Below are 21,784 nucleotides of genomic sequence, written 5' to 3'. Positions count from 1 at the left end.
GGTGGAGGGGAACAGGAGGAGCAAGTTTTTTGATCACTAATTATCCGGACAGTTGTGAGATCCGATTGCCTGCCTAACTCAGTTATAGCCTCAAGTTGTCTCATAAATCATTCCTGATTGCTATATGAAAGATCAAATAGAAAAACGCATTGCTAGTCTAAAAGCTGAATTTGAATCTGGAAAAAAAACGCTGTCTGATTTGGAGGCCAAACAGACAAATATCAGAGAAACTTTATTGCGAATAAGTGGTGCAATTCAAATATTGGAAGAATTGCTAGCTGAATCTCAAACACCAGAGGAAAACAACGCTCAAAATCTTGAGGAAAATGCCACAAGTCCCCTAATATCATCTCGGGTTGAATAGTTTAAATAACGAGGGAGTCAACCCACCCCTCGCCCCTCCCCCGACCGTGGAGGGGAAAAGGAGGAGCAAGTTTTTTGATCACTAATTATCCGGACATGATGTAACTAATTGATTAAAAGGAGAAGGTTAACCTTATGGGTAATCAACTAACAACCAAAAGTAAAACAACAGAAGCAAGCCATCAGGGAAGAGTTTCAACGGTTACTCAACCACCGTTGTCAATTTATAGCCCAGTTCACCCTATTCTGCAACTCCAACAACAACTGGGCAATCAGGCAGTTAATCGTCTGATTCAGACTAAAATGACGGTTGGTCCCCCTGGGGATATTTATGAACAAGAAGCTGACCAAGTTGCTGCTACTGTAATGCGTACCCCAGCACCACAAGTGCAGCGTCAAACGGAAGAGGAGGAGGTTCAGGCCAAGCCCATTACTCCCTTGGTTCAACGACAGTCTGAGGACGAGGACGAGAAAGTTCAAATGCTTCAACGACAGTCTGAGGAGGAAGACGAGAAAGTTCAAATGCTTCAACGACAGGCTGAGGAGGACGAGAAAGTCCAAATGCTCCAAAGACAGTCTGAGGACGAGGACGAGAAAGTTCAAATGCTCCAACGACAGTCTGAGGACGAGGACGAGAAAGTTCAAGCTAAAGCCGTTTCTAGTCAAACTCCAGCACTATCCCCCCATTTAGAAAGCAAAATCCAGTCTCGGCGGGGTACTGGTCAACCTTTACCTAAGTCTACCCGTGCCTTTATGGAACCTCGCTTCGGCTATGACTTTAGCAGTGTAAGACTACATACTGATTCCCATGCGGCTAGTGCTGCTAGTGAATTGAATGCCCAAGCCTTCACTACGGGTCAGGACATCTTCTTTGGTTCGGGCCACTATGAACCCCATACCACTAAAGGTAAGTCCTTATTAGCTCATGAACTAACCCATACAATTCAGCAACAGCCTAGCACCGCCCGGATGCTGGTTCAGCGTCGTGATGGTATGAATGGGAACGAACCTGTAACTAGTTCACCAACATCGTTAGTCCAAGCACCTCCATCTCGTACACCAGCTACATCCTTACCAGTCCAAGAACCTCCGTCTCCCACACCAGCTACATCTTTACCAGTCCCAGCACCTCCATCTCCTACACCAGGATCGCCCCCAGCCACTGCGACTCAAGCCCCCGAAGGTACTATTCCAGCTACATCTCCAGAGGCATCAGTTGCTCCGCCAGTAGAAATGATGGAGGAGACTACGGAATCTGTGAGTGCAGAAGCTCCTCAAGAATCTACGACCCCCCAACCGATGGGCGAGACAAGTGCTGTTGGTGTTGAACTGCTCATGCCTGAGCCACCCTCAGAACTTTCACAAGAGGCTCAAAGTCGTCTTGAGCAAGTTCAGAGTAATGCTGCTGGAGCTGCTGTCGCCGAATCTGAACTTCCTGACGCTGAAGCGAATGTTGCCAGCGCTCGTGGTGCAGTGACGGAACCGGAAGCAGAAACCAGTGCTCGTGCAGGGGAAGCTTTGGTAGAAGCTCTAGGAGAACGTCCCCAACCCAGTCCTGAAATTGAGGCACTGTGTCAGCGAATTTATCAAGCAATTCGCAGTAAGCGTCCCCCCGATGAAGAATCCCTCGTGGATGCTGACCCCACAGAAGCTGCCCAGGAAGCAGGGGGTGAACTGAATCAATCCATTCAAAGTAACATAGAACAAGTCGAAAGTAGTTATGACCAACTAGACCAGCAACCTGAAGGTACTCCCCAACAGCAACCCCAAGAACTGGAAGTTCCCCCTGAAACTGTAGAAACTCCAGAAATAGGTGCTGAAGCTGCTGTTCCTGACCCTGTAGCTCCAGAAGCAGTTTCCCTCGATGCAGATGTAGCTGCTAGTGGAACTCGCATGGAAGAGGCAGGGATGAATACGGAAGCTGCCCAGTTAGTGGAAACAGGTCCCATTGCAGAAGCGAGGGCAGCTCAGGGAGAACTTCAGGAAACAGCCCAGCGAGATCCAGCAGAGGTTCTTGCCGAGCAACAAGAAGCTTTAGCCAATGCCAGTTCTGATATGGCAGCTTTGCAGGAAGCAGCACTTAATGCCCTAGCTACCTCCCGTGCATCCACCGTCGGCGGAGTACATAGCCAACAGACAGAAATGGTGGGTTCCGAAGAGCAAATGCGCACCCAAATAAGTGCCCAAGCTCAAGGAATTTTTGCCCATGCCCAAAACCAAGTTAATACCCTCCTCACGCCCTTATCTCAAACAGCAATGAATCGCTGGGAAACAGGTGTAGCTGTTCTTTCTGGGCAGTTTCGGCAACGTCTATCTCGGGTAAAACGCTGGGTGGATGAGCGCCACGAAAGTACGCTGCTGGCAGTGGTGGATTATCTTACTGGTTTACCTGACTGGGTAACGGAGGAATACGACGAAGCGGAACAGGCTTTTGGTGATGGAGTTTGTAACCTGATCCGGGAAATTTCGGCAGAGGTAAATGGGGTAATTGCCACCTGCGAAGCGCTGATAGATCAAGCCCGTCAGGAGATTAATAACCTCTTTACCAATCTGCCAGCAGAACTACAAGAATGGGCAGCATCGGAACAGGAAAGGTTTAATGCTCAACTCGACGGCTTGCATCAGCAAGTAATGTCAACCCGCGATAACTTTAACAGTGATCTGGCTAACCGTGCAGCTCAATCTGTACAGGAGGTACGTCAAGAAATTCACCAGTTGCGTGAAGCTGCTGGAGGGTTAATTGGGCGCGTTGTTAATGCGGTTAACCAATTCCTGGAAGATCCCGCTAAGTTTATTATTGAAGGATTGTTAGCACTGGTGGGTATTGCAGCTTCTGCTTTCTGGGCAGTGGTAAACCGCATTGGAGATGTTATTGGCGATATTGCCGACAATCCCTTGGGATTTGCCGAGAATCTATTGGCAGCCATTGGTCAGGGATTTGCCCAGTTTTTCGACAACATTGGTAGCTACCTACTGGATGGCTTACTAGAATGGCTATTTTCTGGTATGGGAGCTGTGGGAGTACAAATTCCCTCTGATTTTTCCCTATCGAGTGTTATTACCTTCTTCTTGGAATTAATGGGTATCACCTGGGAGCGAATTCGGGGCTTGCTGGCTCGACATATTGGGGAGGAAAATATTGCCTTAATTGAACAAGCTTATGAACTGATCGCTGACTTAATTACCATGGGTCCCCAGGGAATTTTTGAGATGATTAAAGAACAGTTAGATCCCCAGAATATCCTGGACATGGTGATGCAATCGGCAATTGATTTCTTGACCGAAACCCTGATTGCTCAGGTAAGTGTGCGGGTGCTGGCTATGTTTAACCCCGTGGGAGCGATCGCCCAAGCAATAGAAGTCATTTATAAGGTACTAAAGTGGATTTTTGAGAATGCAGCTCGCATCTTTAGCCTGGTGGAAACTGTGGTTAATGGTATGGCGGATATTATTGCTGGTAATGTTAGCGGTATGGCAAATGCGGTTGAACAGTCACTGGCAAGATTATTGGTTCCTGTAATTGATTTCTTTGCCGGTTTAATTGGTTTAGGTAATTTGCCAGATCGTGTTGCGGATACGATTCGCGGTTTCCAAGAATGGGTTGAGAGTATTCTGGAACGGGTTATTGCTTGGTTGGTGGAAAGGGCGAGGGCATTGTTGCGATCGCTGGGTTTAAGCGGAGACGCAGAAATAGAACAAGAGGGCGAGAGTCAATCAGGTGATGGAGAGGTTGGTAAAACAATTAATTTTGCTGCTGGTGGCGAAAGTCATAGACTGTGGCTCAATGTTCAAGGTACTGATGTTATTGTCATGGTGGCTAGTGAAGCAGAAGATGTTGCAGCTAAGCTCAACGAGTGGCAGGGACAGATTGATGAACTTTCAGATAATCAAAAATCAAATGCTAGATCTTTGCTGAGTTCTGCTCGTCAGCGCTTGGGTATTGCAGAGGAAGAGGGGCAAGAAGCTGTCGAGGAAAAACGAGAAGCAGAGCAAAACCCAGAAAATCAGTCTGCTGTTGCCGAATTTACACAAGCAGATGATCAGGCTGAGCAAGCAGAGCAAAGTCTTGCAGAAATACTCAAGAGTTTATTTGAACTATTTGGAGGAGATCCGACAGAAAAACTTGCTGAAATTGCAGAGGCACTTCCCAGTCATGCAGAACAATATACAGAGAAAGTGCATCGAAGCTGGTATGATAAACAAATCACTAAAGTTAAGCTAGGTGCAGAAGAAAATTCACCAGCGCTTTGGAATTCTAATGTATTAAACAATACTGAAACTGAAGCATTTGCGTTCACGAGAAATAGTGCTGTTCATCAGCAGTTATTGCCATACTTTATTACAAGTCCAGGTGAGCGAAGAGCTAATACTACAGCTTTCTACAGTTACGCTTTTGTCAATGGAGATGTTGAGCATAGTGTGAGAGGAGATTTTCTTAATAAGTTGGGATATCCCACTATCAATAGTCTTAAAAGCACTGGAATAAGTAGAGTTGATTATAACAACGAAGTTGGAGAAGATTATAAGCAAAAGCTAAAAGGTAAGATTGAAAAAATTGACTATGATGTTAGCATAAATCCTTATGGGCGATTTGATTTACCCACAGAAAGAATTCCAGATCACAGTCGATTTAAGCCACTAGATATTAAACCCACACCCAATGGCATTAAATACCGCACTGAAGCGGGGCAAGACTTTGAGGTATCTATTAATCCTGGTGAGTTCAAACATACTATTGAAGGGCTAGGACTACAGATGATGTCAGGTCGTGGTGTCACTCAGGATTCACCATGGTTCAGTAAGAATAATGGTTTTAATCGTGCCCATCTAATTGCTAATGAATTTGGTGGTAGTGGCTTTGCTAATGGACAAAACCTTGCAACCACAAGCGACTACTACAATAAAGTAGAAATGAGGAATGCAGAGGTCACGATTGGGCAGTCTATTCGAGATTTTGCAGAGAAGAATGGTGTTAGTGTTAATGATGTTCGTTTCGATTTAAGGGTTGATATAACGTTTGGCAATCTTGCAGATCCGGATATTCTGCAAGAGATAGAAAAACAGGACTGGTTTCCCAAGGATTCGTCAATCCAAACCCTAGAAAAGGAAATTAAACAGAAGATTAAGAATGGCGAAGTTAGCAAAAATTTAATGCGTGTGCTAGAGGTAATGTATAGCTGGAAAGCCTATATTCCTGGTGGTCTAGAAGATAGTGAACAGACTACCCTTCTTGGACCTGACTATCGAATTTTGACAGAGAAAGCTAAAGTATAGTTTTTTATCTGTACTTAATCATACGAGAAATAAGAAACGGTTACATAATAATGATGAAACAAGCCATTGAATTAATGCAGGGATTTATGAGAGCCGAATATGAGGCTTTAGTAGCAACGTATACTGAATTTGAAGACTGTGTAGTTGAAGAAAAAAACAAGAAAGCCAGAGAGTATTTTCAAATTCTTCCTGATCGAACCATGAGTCTTGGTTTCGGGCGACGTCCTGGGAAATCCCAAACTGAGATTGAACGTACAGCACGCATGGCTTCACAGCTTCGACCTCGAATACTATTTCAAGCAAAGCATTACAAACATCCAACTTTTGGAGATCTCTATGGCTTTTATATGAGTGATTACCAGAACACCTCACTTCTGTCTTACAACTGCTGCTTTTATATTGCTCCAATTGACGACAGTCTTAAAATCATTTCTAAGTATGTTGCCGATCCAGCATCAGAAAATGTGAGTTGGGAGTACCTTTGTGGGATTGAGTTAGAAACATTAGGAGAGTTGGTTGAACTACTTAAGTTTACTGCACCAGAACGCTGTGCAGATTTAGCTGACTATGATGCGGAGTAAATAGGGCTTGCTGCATGAATGTAGAAGGCATACCCGACAAGGTTTTCAAGCCTTTTTTCACCAAACAAGTGCAAGGTTTTGGCATCTTGTCGCTCAAAAACCTTGCACTTTTGTGGGAAATCCCTGGGTTTTCTTGGGGAACCAAACGGTGAAAATGAGATTTGTAAAGCTGTGTAGCCTCTCAAGTCGCTTTGTAGACTTATTCAGCAAGCCCTAAATAGTTTTCAAAATAGATAACTTATACAATGCTCTGGGGCAATTTTTAAATTATCAAGTTGCTTTAGAACAAGAGAAACCTGACTTCAAACTGTTTTTGGCAATACCTGTTGGGGCATTTAGGACTTTCTTTAGTCTACCATTTGTGCAAACAGTAGTTAAGCGTTTTCAGCTCAGTCTCTTGGTTTATGATCCATCTGAAGAGGTGATTTTAGAATGGAAAAAATAATCCAGTATCGCCAATACATTAAACAACTTATGAGTGATTATGCCAGTAAAAGTCCATCTGATGAAGATGTTGAAGCTGCCTTAATTTTTGACTCAGACCACGACCATTACCAAGTTGTCTATACCGATTGGAAGAATCGCCAACCAATGTATGGTTGTGTTCTACATTTCAGCATCAAAAATGCTAAAATTTGGATACATCATGATGGAACTGAAATTGGTTTTGCCAACGAACTCGTCAAATTGGGAGTACCAAAGACTGATATTGTACTAGCATTTCAAGAACCTGCTGTACGTCAATATACTGACTTTGCAGTGAGTGAGATTCAGATAACGATGTTAAACTTTATGCAACCCCATACCCAGTATGTTCGCGAATATCGGGCGGATGAAAAGCCAGAACAATCCTATCCTTCGGTACTCCTGAAGCAACCAATTCCTCCGTGATACTATCTTCGATACCGTCGTAGTGAATCCAGATTTTACCATCGCGGACTTCACCATGGAAAATAGTACCATAGACACGGCGATGATTTTCCCAACCTTCATGTACCAGCAAAAAATGATTGCGATCGCCACTAATAATGACAGAAGTTGTCACATCACCATAACGGTAAGGAAGATTGGCGTAATACTTTAAAATATTTTCTAGGGTTTCACGCCATTGATCTAAACACTTATCTGTGGTTTCCATTGAATAATTTCCTCAATTTTTACGTCAAAAACAAGTAAACGAAAACCAGGTTCTTCTAACAAAATTTGTCCAGCTTCCTCCTTAAACACAGTTTCAAAGATATTGCGCTCAACTGCAAGATATATTTGACGATTAGGATCTCGTTTCTTGAGGATTCTACTATATAAAAAGAATTGTCCCCATGCTTTTTCAAGATCGTTAATAGGAGAAGGACTAATAAAAGTTTTTACTTCCACAGCTATTTTTGTAGCACCTCTTTCAGCAGCAATAAGTTTTTCAGCACCCAAATCAACAAAGGCATTGCGAGTACCAATTTTGAGAATCAGTGGATCATCAGTAATAATCCAACCATCCTTGATTAAGGCAGTTTTGACAGTATCATGATGAAAATCTTTAGCAGGCATCGAGAATTTATTAGACCTCTTACAAAAGTTAAACAGCAATCATTTTCTGTACTTTTCTTGGTGCGCTACCAGGTGCGTCTTTCGGCGACGTAGGGTCGCATCCGCTTTTTGTAAATTTTCTTACTCATGGCTCCACTTCTGCAAGAATTCCAGGCGTTGCTGACTGGTGGGTATGATTTGATAATTTTGTATTTGGGATTTTTTATTTTGGATGGTTTGAACTACTTGTTAATATGGCGTTGCTGACTGGTGGGTATGATTTGATAATTTTGTATTTGGGATTTTTTATTTTGGATGGTTTGAACTACTTGTTAATATTAACTGTTCCCTGTTCCCAGTTAAGTGTTCCCTGTTCCCTATAAACCTACTTTCATACCTTAATTCAGCAATGCCGTTAATATTAACTGTTCCCTGTTCCCAGTTAAGTGTTCCCTGTTCCCTATAAACCTACTTTCATACCTTAATTCAGCAATGCCGAATTCCATAGTATTTATTATAAGTCCCATAGCAACCACCTTAGACTTTTATAGTATTCCCCATGTTTAAAGATATATTCTCCGCCTTAGAAAAACTAGATAAACTACTAGAAACAGCAGTTATCAAAGCAGAAACTATCTACGGTTCCCAAGCAGCTAACGACCCTTATCGAGGTCTTCGTATCGATCCCGATGAGGTCAACCAACTCCTAGATCGTCAACCAGGAATACCTTTATTTGCAGTAGATACTGAATCTACTAAAATTAATAGTATACCATTAAACTGGTTAAAACAAACTTTCAATTTGTCTGAATTTGACTTGGACTTGATGCTCATTGCCCTAGCTCCAGAAATTGATTTGCGTTACGATCGCCTGTACGCTTATCTTCAAGATGATGTGACTCGCAAGCGACCTAGTGTTGATTTAGCCTTAAATTTACTATGTCCCTCTCCTGAAGCAAAACTGCTGCAACGAGTCCATTTGGCTCCTGATGCACCCTTAATCAAACACGGCTTACTTCACTTAATTCCTGACCCCCATCAGGTTAAGCCACCAATATTATCGTATTATCTAAAACTGGACGACCAAGTTATCCATTTTCTCTTAAACCAAAAGGGACTTGAACCGCGTTTAGGATTATGGTGTCAATTATTAACTCATCCTGCTGTTGAGGAAAAATTCCCCATTCGGGATGAAATCAAGCGGATACTTCCTAAGCTAATCGTACAAGCTCAAAATATACATCAACCTTTACTTATCTATTTCTCTGGTTTGCACCCTGCTGAAAAACGTCGTGGAGCGATCGCTCTGGCAGCTCAACTTAACAGGCAGTTATTGATTGCCGACTTAGCTCAAGCTTTAGCAATTAAGGAAAACTTTGACCAACTGCTCAAATTATTGTTTCGTGAAGCTTGTTTTCACAATGCTATCCTCTATCTGGAAAATTTAGATGCGCTACAAACCAAAGAGCAGCATCTATCATATAAAAACTTACTTGATAGACTAGCTGAGGTAAAAGATGTGGTCATCTTATCGGGAGTAGAGTCGTGGGTAGTAACTTTCGAGACTAAAGGTGTGATTACTGTGCCTTTTCCTAACCCTGATTTTTCCCAACGTCGTATCCACTGGCAAGCGAATTTGGAATCCAAAGGAATTGTACTTAGCGATCGCCAACTGGATACCCTTGCTAATCGTTTTCGTTTGAGTTCAGATCAAATAGCTAGTGCAGTTAAAAATGCTTCTAATCAAGCTTTGTGGGTTGCTGTTTCAGAATTTGAGGAGTTGCCATTAAACAGTACAATTAAGCCTACTCTAAATGACCTATTAGTAGCAGCTCGCGAGCAATCTGGTAATAATTTAACTGAGTTAGCGCGCAAAGTTAGCTCTAAGTATAATTGGCAAGACATTATTTTACCAACCGATGCAGTTGCTCAACTCAAAGAAATTTGCAATCAAGCGAAATATCGTCATATCGTTTATGATAAGTGGGGTTTTCACCGCAAGCTATCCATTGGTAAAGGTTTAAATGTACTATTTTCTGGTCCACCGGGTACAGGCAAAACAATGGCTGCGGAAGTTATCGCCAATGAACTACAGCTTGAGTTATACAAGATTGATTTATCCCAGGTTGTCAGTAAATACATTGGGGAGACAGAGAAAAATCTGAACCGCATTTTTCTAGCTGCGGAAACAGCTAACGCCATCCTGCTGTTTGACGAAGCAGATGCTTTATTTGGCAAGCGTTCTGAAGTTCGAGATTCCCATGACCGCTACGCCAATATTGAAATTGGCTATCTATTGCAGAAGATGGAGGAATATGAAGGTATATCAATTCTGACAACAAATCTGCGTCAAAATTTAGATGAAGCATTCGTGCGTAGGTTAGCATTTACCGTTCACTTTCCCTCACCAGATGAAGCAAGTCGTCGGCAGATTTGGGAAGGAATTTGGACTGAGGAAATCCCCTTGTCACCAGATATAGATTTTGATTTTTTGGCAAGGCAGTTTAAATTGAGTGGTGGGAATATTAAAAATATTGCCTTAGCTGCTGCTTTCCTCGCTGCTGAAGCTGACAGTGCAGTAATGATGGAACATCTTTTACAAGGAATTAGGCGTGAGTATCAGAAAATGGGTAAGGTATGGGACAATGTCCTCACAGGGTGATAAGCGTTAAATTACAATAAACAATATCATAGAAGTCAAAAGTCATAATTCAAAAGTCATAAGTCAGGAGGTTCAGTTAGAGAATAGGGAAAAAGGTTGAAATTTGCTCCCATCTCCTCTACTCCCTATCTTGAATAATTATATCGGGACTTACGCACTGACAATAGATATAGGGTTTTGTGCGTTACACTACCGCTTTTTCCTATGGTCATACTCCGCAAACATGTCGTGGAGCGTTAACGGAGTTATGCGACAGCAAAGCACACCCTACTGGGCCTATATCGGAACTTACGCGCTGACAATAGATATAGGGTTTTGCTCAGTTAAGATACCGCTAACACACCCTACCAATAGCGTTTATGGATAAGTCTTGATATAATTTTGAATTTATAGCAAATTATTTTTGTATATATCTATAAATACCATTTGAATAAATATTTTGATACAAATATTATTACCTCTTGCCAACTCCTATTCCTTACTTCCTATTTTAATTAAAAATGAAAAAACAAGATAAAACCTTACCCTTAACCTTACTAGGGGCAACCGTATTAATGATTATTGGTAGTGTCGCTGGCTACATTATAGTAGCTTCCAAAGAAACAGCAGATAATTTGCCAGTAGGTGCTGAAGTTGTGGCCAAAGATGCAATGATGACTATTTCTGTCTCTAGTAACCCCAGTCAATGGGAAAAACTGCAACAGTTTGGCACACCAGAATCTCAAACTGCTTTTAAAAATCTATTGGGGCAACTGCGCGATCGCTTTCTCACGACTTATGGTTATAACTATCAACGAGATATTCAACCTTGGGTAGGAGAGGAAATAATGATTGCTTTATTGCGCAAGCAAACTCTAGAACCCGCTAACTCTACTTCTCCCGACTCTCCTCCTCCACCTCCAGCTCAACAAGCAACTGTGGTGGTCTTGCCGATCGCCGATCCAGTTAAGGCCAAACAAGTTTTAGACCGACCACGCTCTCTTCAAAAAGGTCAATTAGTTAAACGTACTTATAGAGGTATTGAAATCACAGAAACGGAAGGAGTGCCCAAGCAAGATATTTCTGCTGCAGCATTGGGGAATCAGTATTTAGTAATTACTGACTCCCAGACTTCAATAAATCAGGCGATCGATATTTATAAAGGAGACGAGTCTCTGGCAAAAGTTCCTGGTTATACAGAAGCGATCAAGAAACTGGAAACTCCTTCACCCTTTGGTTTGGTATATGTGAATATTCCTGTTGCTGCTGCTTATAGTTCTAGTAAATCTATTACTCCTGTTTCTGAGGAAAATCTCAAACAACTTGAGGATAACCAAGGAGTGGCAGCTAGCATCAATTTAGTTCCTGAAGGTATAAATTTAAAAGCTATTTCTTGGCTAAAACCTAATAGTCAGAAAAAGTTTACCGTAGAAAACAAAGCTATGGAAATGTTAAATCGAATTCCGGGAAATGCTTTGATGATGATATCTGGCAGTAATTTACAGAAAATGTGGTCTGATTATGTCAAAAATGCAGCAGCTAACCCAGTAGCTCCGATTAACCCAGAAACATTGCGTCAAGCTGTTAAGAATACAACTGGTATGAATTTAGAAGAAGATTTTCTCAACTGGATGGCAGGAGAATATTCTTTGTCTTTGCTGCCTATCCCTAAAAGTAAGGATGAGTTAAATAAATTTGCTGCGGGGTTTGTCTTTATGGTCAAAACAAGCGATCGCCGTGCTGCGGAGGAGTCACTGAAAAAGTTGGATGAGGCCATGAAAAACCAAGAATTTGAGGTAGGTGAAGCTGTTGCCAGTGGAGAAGCTGTTGTTAAGTGGACTTCACCATTTGGTGGTTTTACCGTAATTCGTGGTTGGTTGAATGGGAATGTGGCATTTTTTACATTAGGAGGTTCTGTAGAGAATCAAATTTTACCCGCGCCAACAACTTCTATGGCTGAAAGTGCGGTATTACAAAAAAGTTTACCACCAGAGTCAGAATCTTTTAACGGTAATTTTTTCCTTGATATTAGTAAAAGTTTCAATCCTCAAAATCTTTCTATTCCGCAACTACCTCCAAATCAAAAAGTTTGGATAGATGGTATGGAATCTATTGGAGTGACGTCTATTGTAAGTAATAATCGTACAACTAATTATGATATTTTTGTCAAATTGAAAAAACAGGAGTTTTAGAAGTCAAGAGTCAAAAGTAATCTGTGACATAGAATCTTGCTACAGGCGTAGGTTGGGTTGAAGAATGAAACCCAACATACAGCAGATTCCAGCTATAGTTGAGCCTTTTTCCAATTGCTAGAGAACTTAGTTTTATGTCGGTTTAAATATTGCAACTGAGAGAGTTTAGCTTCTAACTTTCTATAAGATTTAGCACCAGGAAATACCTCACCAGTTGAGAGTGAAGAAGCGTGATTTTATATCATGTCCGGTTAAACAGTGATAAATAAATAACTACGGAGGAGTCAGGATTCAGGAGTCAGGAGTCAGGAGGAAAGAGGTAATAAAGAAGAACAACAGGAGAAGAAGGAGAAAGTTTTTTTATAACTAATTATCCGGACATGATATGATATTATCTGGTAAAACTTCATAAGTTTTAATCCATCCAAATTCGGGGCAGTTTTATATGATTAAAACCTACCGATATTGACACATCTAGAGTGTTTGCGTAGCATTCGGTAGGAAAACCATCATCCCTACCTTTTTTCTTAAATATAGGCACTCCCGACACTTTGTTAAAGCAACGTTTCCAAGCTGATGATAAATACCTTAAAGCATATTGAGGTGCTGTTTTAGATACTTAATTCTAGGTACAGTTGTTAGGTTTAACCATTGCTACTAATAGTTTATGCAAATCGATAGCAGTAGGAAATTTCAGCTTACTCTCAGGATTATTGGAATTGTGATTAAGGATGTTTCTAGTCAACCATAATCCCCAATTCCAAGCGTGACGTTAGCGTTTGCGGTAGCATTCCGATAGGAAAGCTTTGCGCCAGCAAACTACACAGCGCGTGTTTAGCTAGTTAGGTTTTTTGCCGATTATCATTTTCTTTGTGGGTTTAATACCCCACCGTCAACGGGGGTGTTCAAAATTACTTGGGGGAGCGAATCCCCATGTAATTTTCCTCCTGTCTCCTGTCTCCTGTCTCCTGTCTCCTTCTTCAATTGGGCACAGTTCAGTTTTTAATCCTAGTAGCATGATTATCAATGTTTCTGACAATATGTTATGATATGAAGCACCAAGGAGATTGTTGGTCATTGGAGCTATATTTTTCCGTTTACTTTCTCCAAGTAGTACTGCTAAGTAATAACGAAACCCTTTTTTTTGACCCTGAATTTTCCATAAATCCTCGAATTTTTGACACCACTTTTCAAACCATGGTGGTCAGGCAGACAAGGTTGTTTCTTTGATCAGCTAGCCTTTTGAGGTAAAAACAAGATTATATAATAACTTGAGACTATTTTACTTCATTTTTTTTCAAAAGTCCAGGTACTAGATAATCATAGATTATGTCAAGCTGTTATTTACCCCAAGGAGGGGGTTGCTGCGATCGCGACTTTCATCCAACAAAGTTCTAACATAATATAAATGATGTGCCATATTATAAATCTGAAAAATTACATTTTTTAGACTTATTAGACATCTCCAGAAAAGAGGCAGTAGGCAGTAGGCAGTAGAGGGAAAGAATTGATAATTTCTGTGTGATAATTGATTTTATTTTTTATGATAGGAGATGTCTATTAGGTTAGTTTGCGATAATTGTCGTAGGAGTTAAACTGGTAATGTACCTGTGGAAAAATTAGGAGCGTTGTTAATATGGCATCTGATAAAATTCTTGTAGTTGATGATGACCAGGCAATCAGAATTTTAGTTCATCGTTTTTTAACTAACCAAGAATATCAAGTAGAGTCCGCAGAAGATGGTAAAACAGCTTTTGTTTTATTTAAAGAATTTCAACCAAACTTAGTTGTTTTGGATATAAATCTACCAGATACTACTGGGTTTGAACTTTGTCAGGAAATGCAGAGTTACAATGATGTGTTGGTACTGATGTTGAGCAGTCTATGTGATGAAGTAGCTAAAGTCCGAGCTTTTCAGTTAGGTGCTGATGATTATCTCACAAAACCATTTAGTTTAGTAGAACTGAATGCTCGTCTTAAAGCAATATTGAAACGTCAAAGGTTACTTTCTCCGAGAAAATTAGAACGGCTTGTATTTGGGGATTTAGTAATAAATAATGTTGAAAAAGAAGTAAGATTTCAGCATAAAATTGTTTCTCTAACTAATCTACAATTTAATTTATTATTTTGTATGGCTAATCAACCAGGATATGTTTGGAGTCGCTCTGAATTGTGCGATCAAGTATTTAAGGGTGAAGATAGTCATTGGTTTGGCACCGCAAAAGTTTGTGATGTGCATATTAGTCAGATTCGCAAGAAAATAAAAAGTTGTGGTTGTGATTTTGAGTATATAAAAACTATTATTAAAGTTGGCTATAAGTTTGAAGCACCAGTATAAAGATGATTTTATACAGGAGTAACTAAATTCTTTCTATTCTGCTTCCTTGGTAATATTCTATATCATAATTCTTAATGATTTTCATTAAAAAGGACTTTAATTATAAAAAGCTGTTTTGCATCTCAACCATACATCCAATTTTTGTCAAAGGAAACAGGGAACAGCGGTGCGACCCCGCGGGGTGCGATAGACGCAAGCAGTCGGAACCCGGCGAGGTCTCCTCGCCATGGGAATGCCGACCAAGAGAGGGAATGCGCACTCCTGTGAGGGAATATAAAATCTATAATGATTTTTCGCTTACCTAACTTACAACCTACCGCTGCTTCATAAAACTGATACAAAGCGTCACATCGATGCGACAAATTGATGTTGACTTCCTGCTTTCCTACGGAATGCTACGCAAACTGCTGAGGCCGTCGGCGGTTACTCATCCACAGGCATTAACGGTCAAGCCAACCGCATCTCTACACTCTATACTTACATTTAAGTCTTTGTCAATTAACATAACTAAAAAAGTCCTCAAACCCTTACTACGCCGTTTTAGCGTAGGAAGCGGGATTTCAGGATAGGTCTACGTCTATACTATATAGACACCCCAGAAATGCTGAAGCAGGGATTAGTGCAGAAGATACAAAGCGTCACCCTCGTTACTACTTGCCTGTGAGAACTATCGTATTATGTCGATAAATTGCGCAAATTGTTAACTAAGTCGAAACTCTCCAAAATTCCCAATAACTGTGCTTCACTCAACTGGTCGATCCCCAACTTTTCGGCCTTCTGTAACTTAGAACCTGGATCTTTTCCTACCACAACAAAATCAGTCTTAGAACTCACCGTACTTGTCACCTTACCACCAGCAGTTTCAATCAAACTCTTTGCCTCATCCCGCTTCAAGGTTGGTAAAGTTCCCGTTAACACAAAAGTTTTGCCTGCTAAAAATGCACTTTGCTCTTTTGCCACATTGCCCGTATCTGTTCTTACATCCATCACCACTCCAGCATTACTCAGACGTTCTACCAACTTCTGATTAGCTGAAACCTGAAACCACTGTTCAACTGATTGAGCAATTTCTGGACCAATTCCATAGACTGCTTCAATATCTGTCGCCTTTGCCTGTGCCAACTGTCCTACATTGGAAAACTTCTGAGTTAATAACTCTGCATTTACGCTACCCACATGACGAATACCCAAACCATAAAGCACCCGTGGCCAAGATTTGCTTTTGGAACTAGCGATCGCATCCACCAATTTACTTGCCGACTTTTGTCCCATTCGTTCGAGGGAAGTCAAACTTTTGACAGTTAAATCATATAGATCGGCCACCGACTCAACTAAACCACTATTGACCATCTGCTGTACTAATTTTTCCCCCAAACCATGAATATCCAGAGCACCTCTAGATGCCCAATGTACCAAAGAACCCCGAAGAATAGCAGGACATGAAGAGTTGATACATCTCATTATTGCCTCATCAGTAGGTTTGACCGCAGGTTGACCGCATTCTGGACAGTGAGTAGGCATTTGAAATAGTTGAGCATTTGTGGGACGTAGTTCTGGCAAAACTCGTACTACTTCTGGAATAATTTCTCCTGCTTTGCGGACTATTGCAGTATCTCCAATATGTAGATTTAGTTCCGCGAGGCGATCGCTATTATGTAGAGACGCTCTTTGTACTGTTGTACCTGCTAACTGGACAGATTTTAATTCTGCCACAGGGGTAAGTGCCCCAGTACGGCCCACTTTAATTGTGACTGCTTCGACAATGGTCGGGACTTCTTCAGCAGGATATTTAAGAGCGATCGCCCACCGAGGAAATTTTTGAGTAAATCCTAATTTTTTTTGTAGTGGCAAGGAATTAAGTTTAACTACAACTCCATCGGTTAAATAGGGCAAATTTTTCCGTTCAGTATCCCAATATTGATAGTATTTTTGAACATCATTTAAAGATGAGCAAATTTGGCGATGAGGATTAACTTTAAAACCTAGTTTTTGTAGTAATTCTAAATATTGCCATTGGGTAGAAAATTTAGATAATTCTGAGTTAATTTCAGATTTTATATAAAGTGTATAAGCGAAAAAATCTAGTCGGCGTTGAGCAACTATTTTTGAATCTAATTGTCGCAAAGTACCTGCTGCTGAATTACGAGGATTAGCAAATGGTGGTTCTCCTATTTTTTCTCTTTCTATGTTGATACTTTCAAATACATTAATTGATAAAAAAGCCTCACCTCGAACTTCTATTATTGAGGGTGGATTATCTATTTTCAGTTTCAAGGGAATACTTTTAATTGTTTTGACATTTTGAGTAATATCTTCTCCTGTAATTCCATCTCCACGAGTAGCACCTCTGACTAATAAACCATTTTCATAAGTTAGAGCTAAAGCAGAACCGTCAATTTTTAGTTCACAAACATAATCTACCGTATCAGGATGGGGATCGATTTCTATTTGACGTTGCCAACGTTCTTGCCAATTTTTTAATTCCTCAATATTAAAAGCATTTTCCAGACTATAAAGAGGAATATTATGTTCAATTGATATAAATTTAGTTGCTGGTTTTTCTCCCACTCTTTGGGTAGGACTATCTGGAACAATTAATTGAGGATATTGGGTTTCTAATTCTTGTAATTCTCGAATTAGGCGGTCGTAAACAGTATCTTCCATAATAGGGTTATCAAGCACATAGTAAGCATAGCCAGCTTCTTGAAGTTTCTGCCTCAATTGTTGAGCATGCTGCTCTAATTCTGGTGTTAACTTTGCCATGTTTTTTCTCCTTAGACCCAATATTTTGATCGTATTCTCAATACCAATATTTATTTGATTTTTTTTTGTTATAGCAGAAGGAAAAAAGAAAAATCTTACGTTGTCTGAGTTTTAAGCTTTTGATATGTCCGCGCCCTTTCCTTTGACTGCTATATACCAAGAGGAATAAACGAGTGCGTAGAAGTGTTGCGGAAGTTCTCCCCCTACAATTAGTTGATACAAAAATTGATGTATAGTATTAATCCACAAGAAATGGTTTTACTCCTGAAAATCAAATAAGTAGAAGAACCTATATTGAGTTAAAAATTTATCTAACTTTGACGATATAATTCCTCTTTAGACATAAAGTAAAAGTGCTTTTTTACATCTTTAAATAAATCTCATCAATAAATTTAAAGTGTTTTAGCTCTTCAGTTTTGCTGCTTTAAAATAGCTATCAGATACAAGCTAAAAAGCATAATTAGGGTTTGCGCTCAAAAGTATTTTAGTAGGGGTAGGAGACAGGAGACAGGAGACAGGAGACAGGAGAAATGGATCGGGAGCGAGGAAGTAGGAGTAAGAATTGTAAGAATGATTTTTCTGCCCAACTATGCGCCTAAAATACTAACTTTTTGAGCGTTTTAGACTGAAACAGGCGCACTTTTTTCGTTCCCAAAAAGGCACTTGTCTTTATATGTCAATGCTTTTATATTTAATCAGCAAGCCCTAATTATCCAGTATTTTTACTATACAGCGCTTTTCATATTAATCAACCACATCGTCACAATCATGCGCCCTATAGGGACGTTTATGGAACCTCCCGACTCTACTCCCTACTGTGGTCTACCGAAATTAAAACCGCTGTAAATGAGATATATTATAGGTTCTCAGTTTGTTTAGTTATAGCTGTATTCTTGATAGTAAAACGATATTAAATAGGTATATAAACTATTACTAGAAAATCCCCAAATCTACTAATAATTATTTGTTTACTGTCAAACTTATAGCATTTTTCAAATAGATAGGCCACAGTTAGCAAAGTATTATCCTGCTCCGTGCTCCCTACTCCCTAAACCAAAATAATTTTGTAGTCTAGTTAAATAGAAAAGCGCTGTAATTGCAGTCTTGAGATGATTAACTCTAGTAAAAATTAGTGATTTTCATTTATCTGACTTTTTAAATGTTGGTCTACCAAAAAATTTACTTTTTTTGTTATACCATTTCTCCATGAAGTTGTACTTAAAAAAATATGATCAAATCAGTTTGATAAAGTATCAGCAACAATTATTAAGTGCATTATTACAAATAAATGGTATGAGAAATTAACTAACATCGCCAATACTTATCTAATCTTATGAGAGGATTTTATTGTACTTTAAAATAAAATTATTTGTATTTAATAAATAGTTTCTTATTCTGTTTTAATTCTACTGATTGGAAATGAATGTCTGGTTGACTGTAAATTTAACCTATATATAGAACATTAAATGAATGAGCAAAGGTCAATTTGAGCGAAAAAAAAGTTCTCAACCCTCCCCTTTTAAGCTATCCATTACCCACATTTTTATCAACATAAAACTTGATAAAATAGACAAGTTATGTGTAAGTCTTTTAGAGTCTTTTTCCAGAGAAAAGTATATTGAAAAATACATTTTTTTGAGAACTGTAGACAAGATTCTTATATCATATTCGGTTGAATACTTATAAATAAATGTTGTGAGTCCTCAGGAGTCAAGAGTCAGGATTCAGGAGGAAAAAAAGGAGAAAAAGAGGAAATATTGGAGAATAGTATTGATAATTTCAGTATTTCTTTGGTACCGTCAGTACTCTCAGTCCTTAAATTTTATTTATAACTGATTATCCAAACATAATATTACTCCCCACTCTCCCCACACTCCCCACAAAGTTTTCAGGAGTTTCGTATAAGGGATAGGATTTTAAGAGGGGATAAAAGCATTTTAAGAGGGGATAAAAAAGAAAATTATGCATCTTCTAGCTTCCCTATTGCAGCAGGTACTGTTAACTGTTAACTAATAACTCAATTAACATCTGGTTCTATTTAACAAATCTAATCTTTGACCTAAAGCTTAATTCCAATGTCTTTTCAAAAGCTATAACTAAATTATGTATTGTGGTTATTTATCAAATCTTAGATTGGATTCTATACCAGTGACTTACCATCGTGCAAACTAACTAAAATCACATCTAAATTAAATTACATAAATTAATTATATTGATTGATAGTTTTTTTGTGAAAATCCTATTTTTTATAGTTATAAATTCAAGCCTAAAAATTCACTAAATTTTTTTTTATTCACTGGTGTTGTTTTGGGAATATCTCCATTCGTGTAACTTTTATTCTTGGCATCTAGTAATTTTGTACCATTAGTTTTTTCCTTTGGTTCATGTTCTACCTGAAACACATTTGCGTAGAGATTAGCAATAATTTGTTTACCACTTTGAGTCAATTCTAAATAATTAATAGCTGCCGGAATATAAGGATAAACCCCATCCCAATAAAATTTTGCATAGCTACGTCTTAGATCCGCTGGAGATTTATAACCCAAAACCTTATTAGTGCCAACTTCTTCAAATTCATAGAATAAAGCACCAATTTTCAGCAAATAATTAGGGTCGCTTAATTGACCGATTAAATCTGCTGCTCTTGATAATCCAGAAAAATTATTTCTATCTTGATGAGTTTCTGCCTTAGGAATAGGAAAACGAGTTAGTTCAATATTACGTTTAATTTGATCTGCATCAATTAGTCGATGACCACCAAAACGTTCATCTATTACCAATTTACCTCGATCCACATGATAAGGAGTAAGACTAGCTGAAGTAGCACCATCTGCCAAAGAAACCATTCCATCATTGATTCCTGTAGCATATAAACTTAATAATTCTTGGTCCTTTCGGCAAACTCCTTTAACATAACCAATATCGTGGCACAATAATGAAATAATATAATGTAACCAATCTTCGGGAGACACCCCACCTTCACGAATGTGCTTACCCCGCAAAATTTCTTGCCCAACAAGAGTAACTAACATTGTATGTTCAACGTTGTGATATAAAGCATCACAATTAGCAATATTTTCCAGAGCCATATTTCCTGCCCAGGCAATAATTTCTGGATAGTTTGGCTTAAAACCACCATAAGTACGATGGTAACCTGCTTGTAACTCTTTTACGAAAGCATTTATTAATATTTCTGTTGCATTTAACATTATATTTATTTGCACTCCAGTATTAAGTATTATTCTAATAGCTTGATCTATGTCATTAGCTATTAATTTGTCAATTCATAAATTCATGATTCACTAGCTTTTCTCATTACTTGTAAGTCTGAATACCAAAAAATAATTTTTTTAGCTTTGATTATTATTATCGACTTAGTTTAAAATTAGCAGAAATCTATGGCTTCGCCAAAATAATTTCTCAAATAAGGACATTGAGATTCATCAGAAATAGGAATAGACCTTTAGAAGAGTCCTTTAATCTTATAAAATAGGCAAACTTAATTGATTCAATAAGGGAGTAACTATTAGACATCTCCAGAAAAGAGGCAACAGGCAACAGCTCCGGAAAGCAACAGGGAACCCACCCCGAACCCCTCCCAGGAGGGGAATAATTGATAATTTATGGATAAGAATTGATTTTATTTTTGATTTTTACCAGATGTCTATTAACAACACCTCAGACTGCTATATAATACTAAATTCAGTTTATAGAGTATCCTTTTATATAAATGGGGAGACAGGGTATAGGGAAGATGAGGAGAGGGTTAAATCTGATCATCTTTAATAATCGGATTTGGTATAAACTAGAATGAATCAGAAGACACAAGACAGGAGTAAGAATAAATTAGTGGGCAATCAAACTTAAGACCAGCAAATATGATGACTTATTTGCTAAAGGTCTTAGATCCATAGGAATTAAAAATCACGACTCCTGACTAGTAAATCTCGCCAATCTGAAAGTACCCCAATATCCTCTTTAAAAAATATAGTCGTTTAACTTAAGGATGAGACAAAAACAGAGTAAAATTTTCAAATAGAATTGAGAGTAGTTTAAAGTAATGACTTATAGTTTAGATATAAGACAAAAGGTAATAGATTACATAGAAAGT

The 21,784-nt window shown here is 39.1% G+C and carries 13 protein-coding genes; 8 read left to right on the top strand and 5 right to left on the bottom strand.

What is annotated here, in order from left to right; translation table 11 throughout:
* The first annotated feature begins 124 nt into the window (after positions 1 to 124).
* From F6K18_RS26975 to F6K18_RS26960, 5 genes are all read left to right on the top strand, one after another.
* Positions 125 to 364: a hypothetical protein gene (locus tag F6K18_RS26975; RefSeq protein WP_287525381.1), complete on the top strand. Its 240-nt coding sequence runs from the start codon at positions 125 to 127 to the stop codon at positions 362 to 364.
* A 134-nt stretch (positions 365 to 498) separates the two neighbouring features.
* Positions 499 to 5,637: a DUF4157 domain-containing protein gene (locus tag F6K18_RS26970; RefSeq protein ID WP_287525379.1), complete on the top strand. Its 5,139-nt coding sequence runs from the start codon at positions 499 to 501 to the stop codon at positions 5,635 to 5,637.
* A gap of 86 nt (positions 5,638 to 5,723) precedes the next feature.
* Complete coding sequence (locus tag F6K18_RS26965; protein ID WP_287525378.1) at positions 5,724 to 6,218, top strand: hypothetical protein; 495 nt, start codon at positions 5,724 to 5,726, stop codon at positions 6,216 to 6,218.
* Positions 6,219 to 6,435: 217 nt separating this feature from the next.
* On the top strand, positions 6,436 to 6,663 hold the full coding sequence (locus F6K18_RS36905; RefSeq protein WP_353735189.1) for an element excision factor XisH family protein: 228 nt from the start codon (positions 6,436 to 6,438) through the stop codon (positions 6,661 to 6,663).
* A complete protein-coding gene (locus tag F6K18_RS26960; protein WP_353735187.1) occupies positions 6,651 to 7,109 on the top strand; it encodes a XisI protein in 459 nt (152 codons plus the stop codon). Before F6K18_RS36905 ends, F6K18_RS26960 begins: the two co-directional genes overlap by 13 nt.
* Here the strand turns inward: F6K18_RS26960 and F6K18_RS26955 are convergent.
* Positions 7,009 to 7,356: a XisI protein gene (locus F6K18_RS26955; protein ID WP_287525377.1), complete on the bottom strand. Its 348-nt coding sequence runs from the start codon at positions 7,354 to 7,356 to the stop codon at positions 7,009 to 7,011. The two genes, F6K18_RS26960 and F6K18_RS26955, sit on opposite strands and share 101 nt — an antisense overlap.
* Positions 7,332 to 7,760, bottom strand: a complete 429-nt coding sequence (locus F6K18_RS26950) for a XisH family protein (RefSeq protein WP_287525376.1) — start codon at positions 7,758 to 7,760, stop codon at positions 7,332 to 7,334. The genes F6K18_RS26955 and F6K18_RS26950 overlap by 25 nt, the downstream gene beginning before the upstream one ends.
* 538 nt (positions 7,761 to 8,298) lie before the next feature.
* Between F6K18_RS26950 and F6K18_RS26945 the strand changes: the two genes are divergently transcribed.
* Complete coding sequence (locus tag F6K18_RS26945; protein WP_287525374.1) at positions 8,299 to 10,401, top strand: ATP-binding protein; 2,103 nt, start codon at positions 8,299 to 8,301, stop codon at positions 10,399 to 10,401.
* Positions 10,402 to 10,901: 500 nt separating this feature from the next.
* Positions 10,902 to 12,572 (top strand): DUF3352 domain-containing protein, encoded by a 1,671-nt coding sequence (locus tag F6K18_RS26940; protein ID WP_287525373.1) that lies wholly within the window; start codon positions 10,902 to 10,904, stop codon positions 12,570 to 12,572.
* Positions 12,573 to 13,433: 861 nt separating this feature from the next.
* Here F6K18_RS26940 and F6K18_RS26935 read toward each other — a convergent pair.
* Positions 13,434 to 13,556 (bottom strand): hypothetical protein, encoded by a 123-nt coding sequence (locus F6K18_RS26935; protein ID WP_275670435.1) that lies wholly within the window; start codon positions 13,554 to 13,556, stop codon positions 13,434 to 13,436.
* A gap of 652 nt (positions 13,557 to 14,208) precedes the next feature.
* Between F6K18_RS26935 and F6K18_RS26930 the strand changes: the two genes are divergently transcribed.
* On the top strand, positions 14,209 to 14,910 hold the full coding sequence (locus F6K18_RS26930) for a response regulator transcription factor (RefSeq protein ID WP_287525372.1): 702 nt from the start codon (positions 14,209 to 14,211) through the stop codon (positions 14,908 to 14,910).
* A gap of 675 nt (positions 14,911 to 15,585) precedes the next feature.
* Here the strand turns inward: F6K18_RS26930 and ligA are convergent.
* Both ligA and F6K18_RS26920 read right to left on the bottom strand, forming a co-directional pair.
* On the bottom strand, positions 15,586 to 17,673 hold the full coding sequence (ligA, locus tag F6K18_RS26925) for an NAD-dependent DNA ligase LigA (protein WP_287525370.1): 2,088 nt from the start codon (positions 17,671 to 17,673) through the stop codon (positions 15,586 to 15,588).
* A 2,252-nt stretch (positions 17,674 to 19,925) separates the two neighbouring features.
* The gene (locus tag F6K18_RS26920) at positions 19,926 to 20,882 is read right to left on the bottom strand and encodes an Npun_R2479 family HD domain-containing metalloprotein (RefSeq protein ID WP_287525368.1); all 957 of its coding nucleotides are present in this window, start codon (positions 20,880 to 20,882) and stop codon (positions 19,926 to 19,928) included.
* Positions 20,883 to 21,784 lie beyond the last annotated feature (902 nt).

The organism is Okeania sp. SIO2C2 (assembly GCF_010692625.1).
Lineage (GTDB): Bacteria > Cyanobacteriota > Cyanobacteriia > Cyanobacteriales > Microcoleaceae > Okeania > Okeania hirsuta.
Note: the sequence above shows the minus strand (reverse complement) of the source record. Positions and strands in the feature narration are given on the sequence as shown.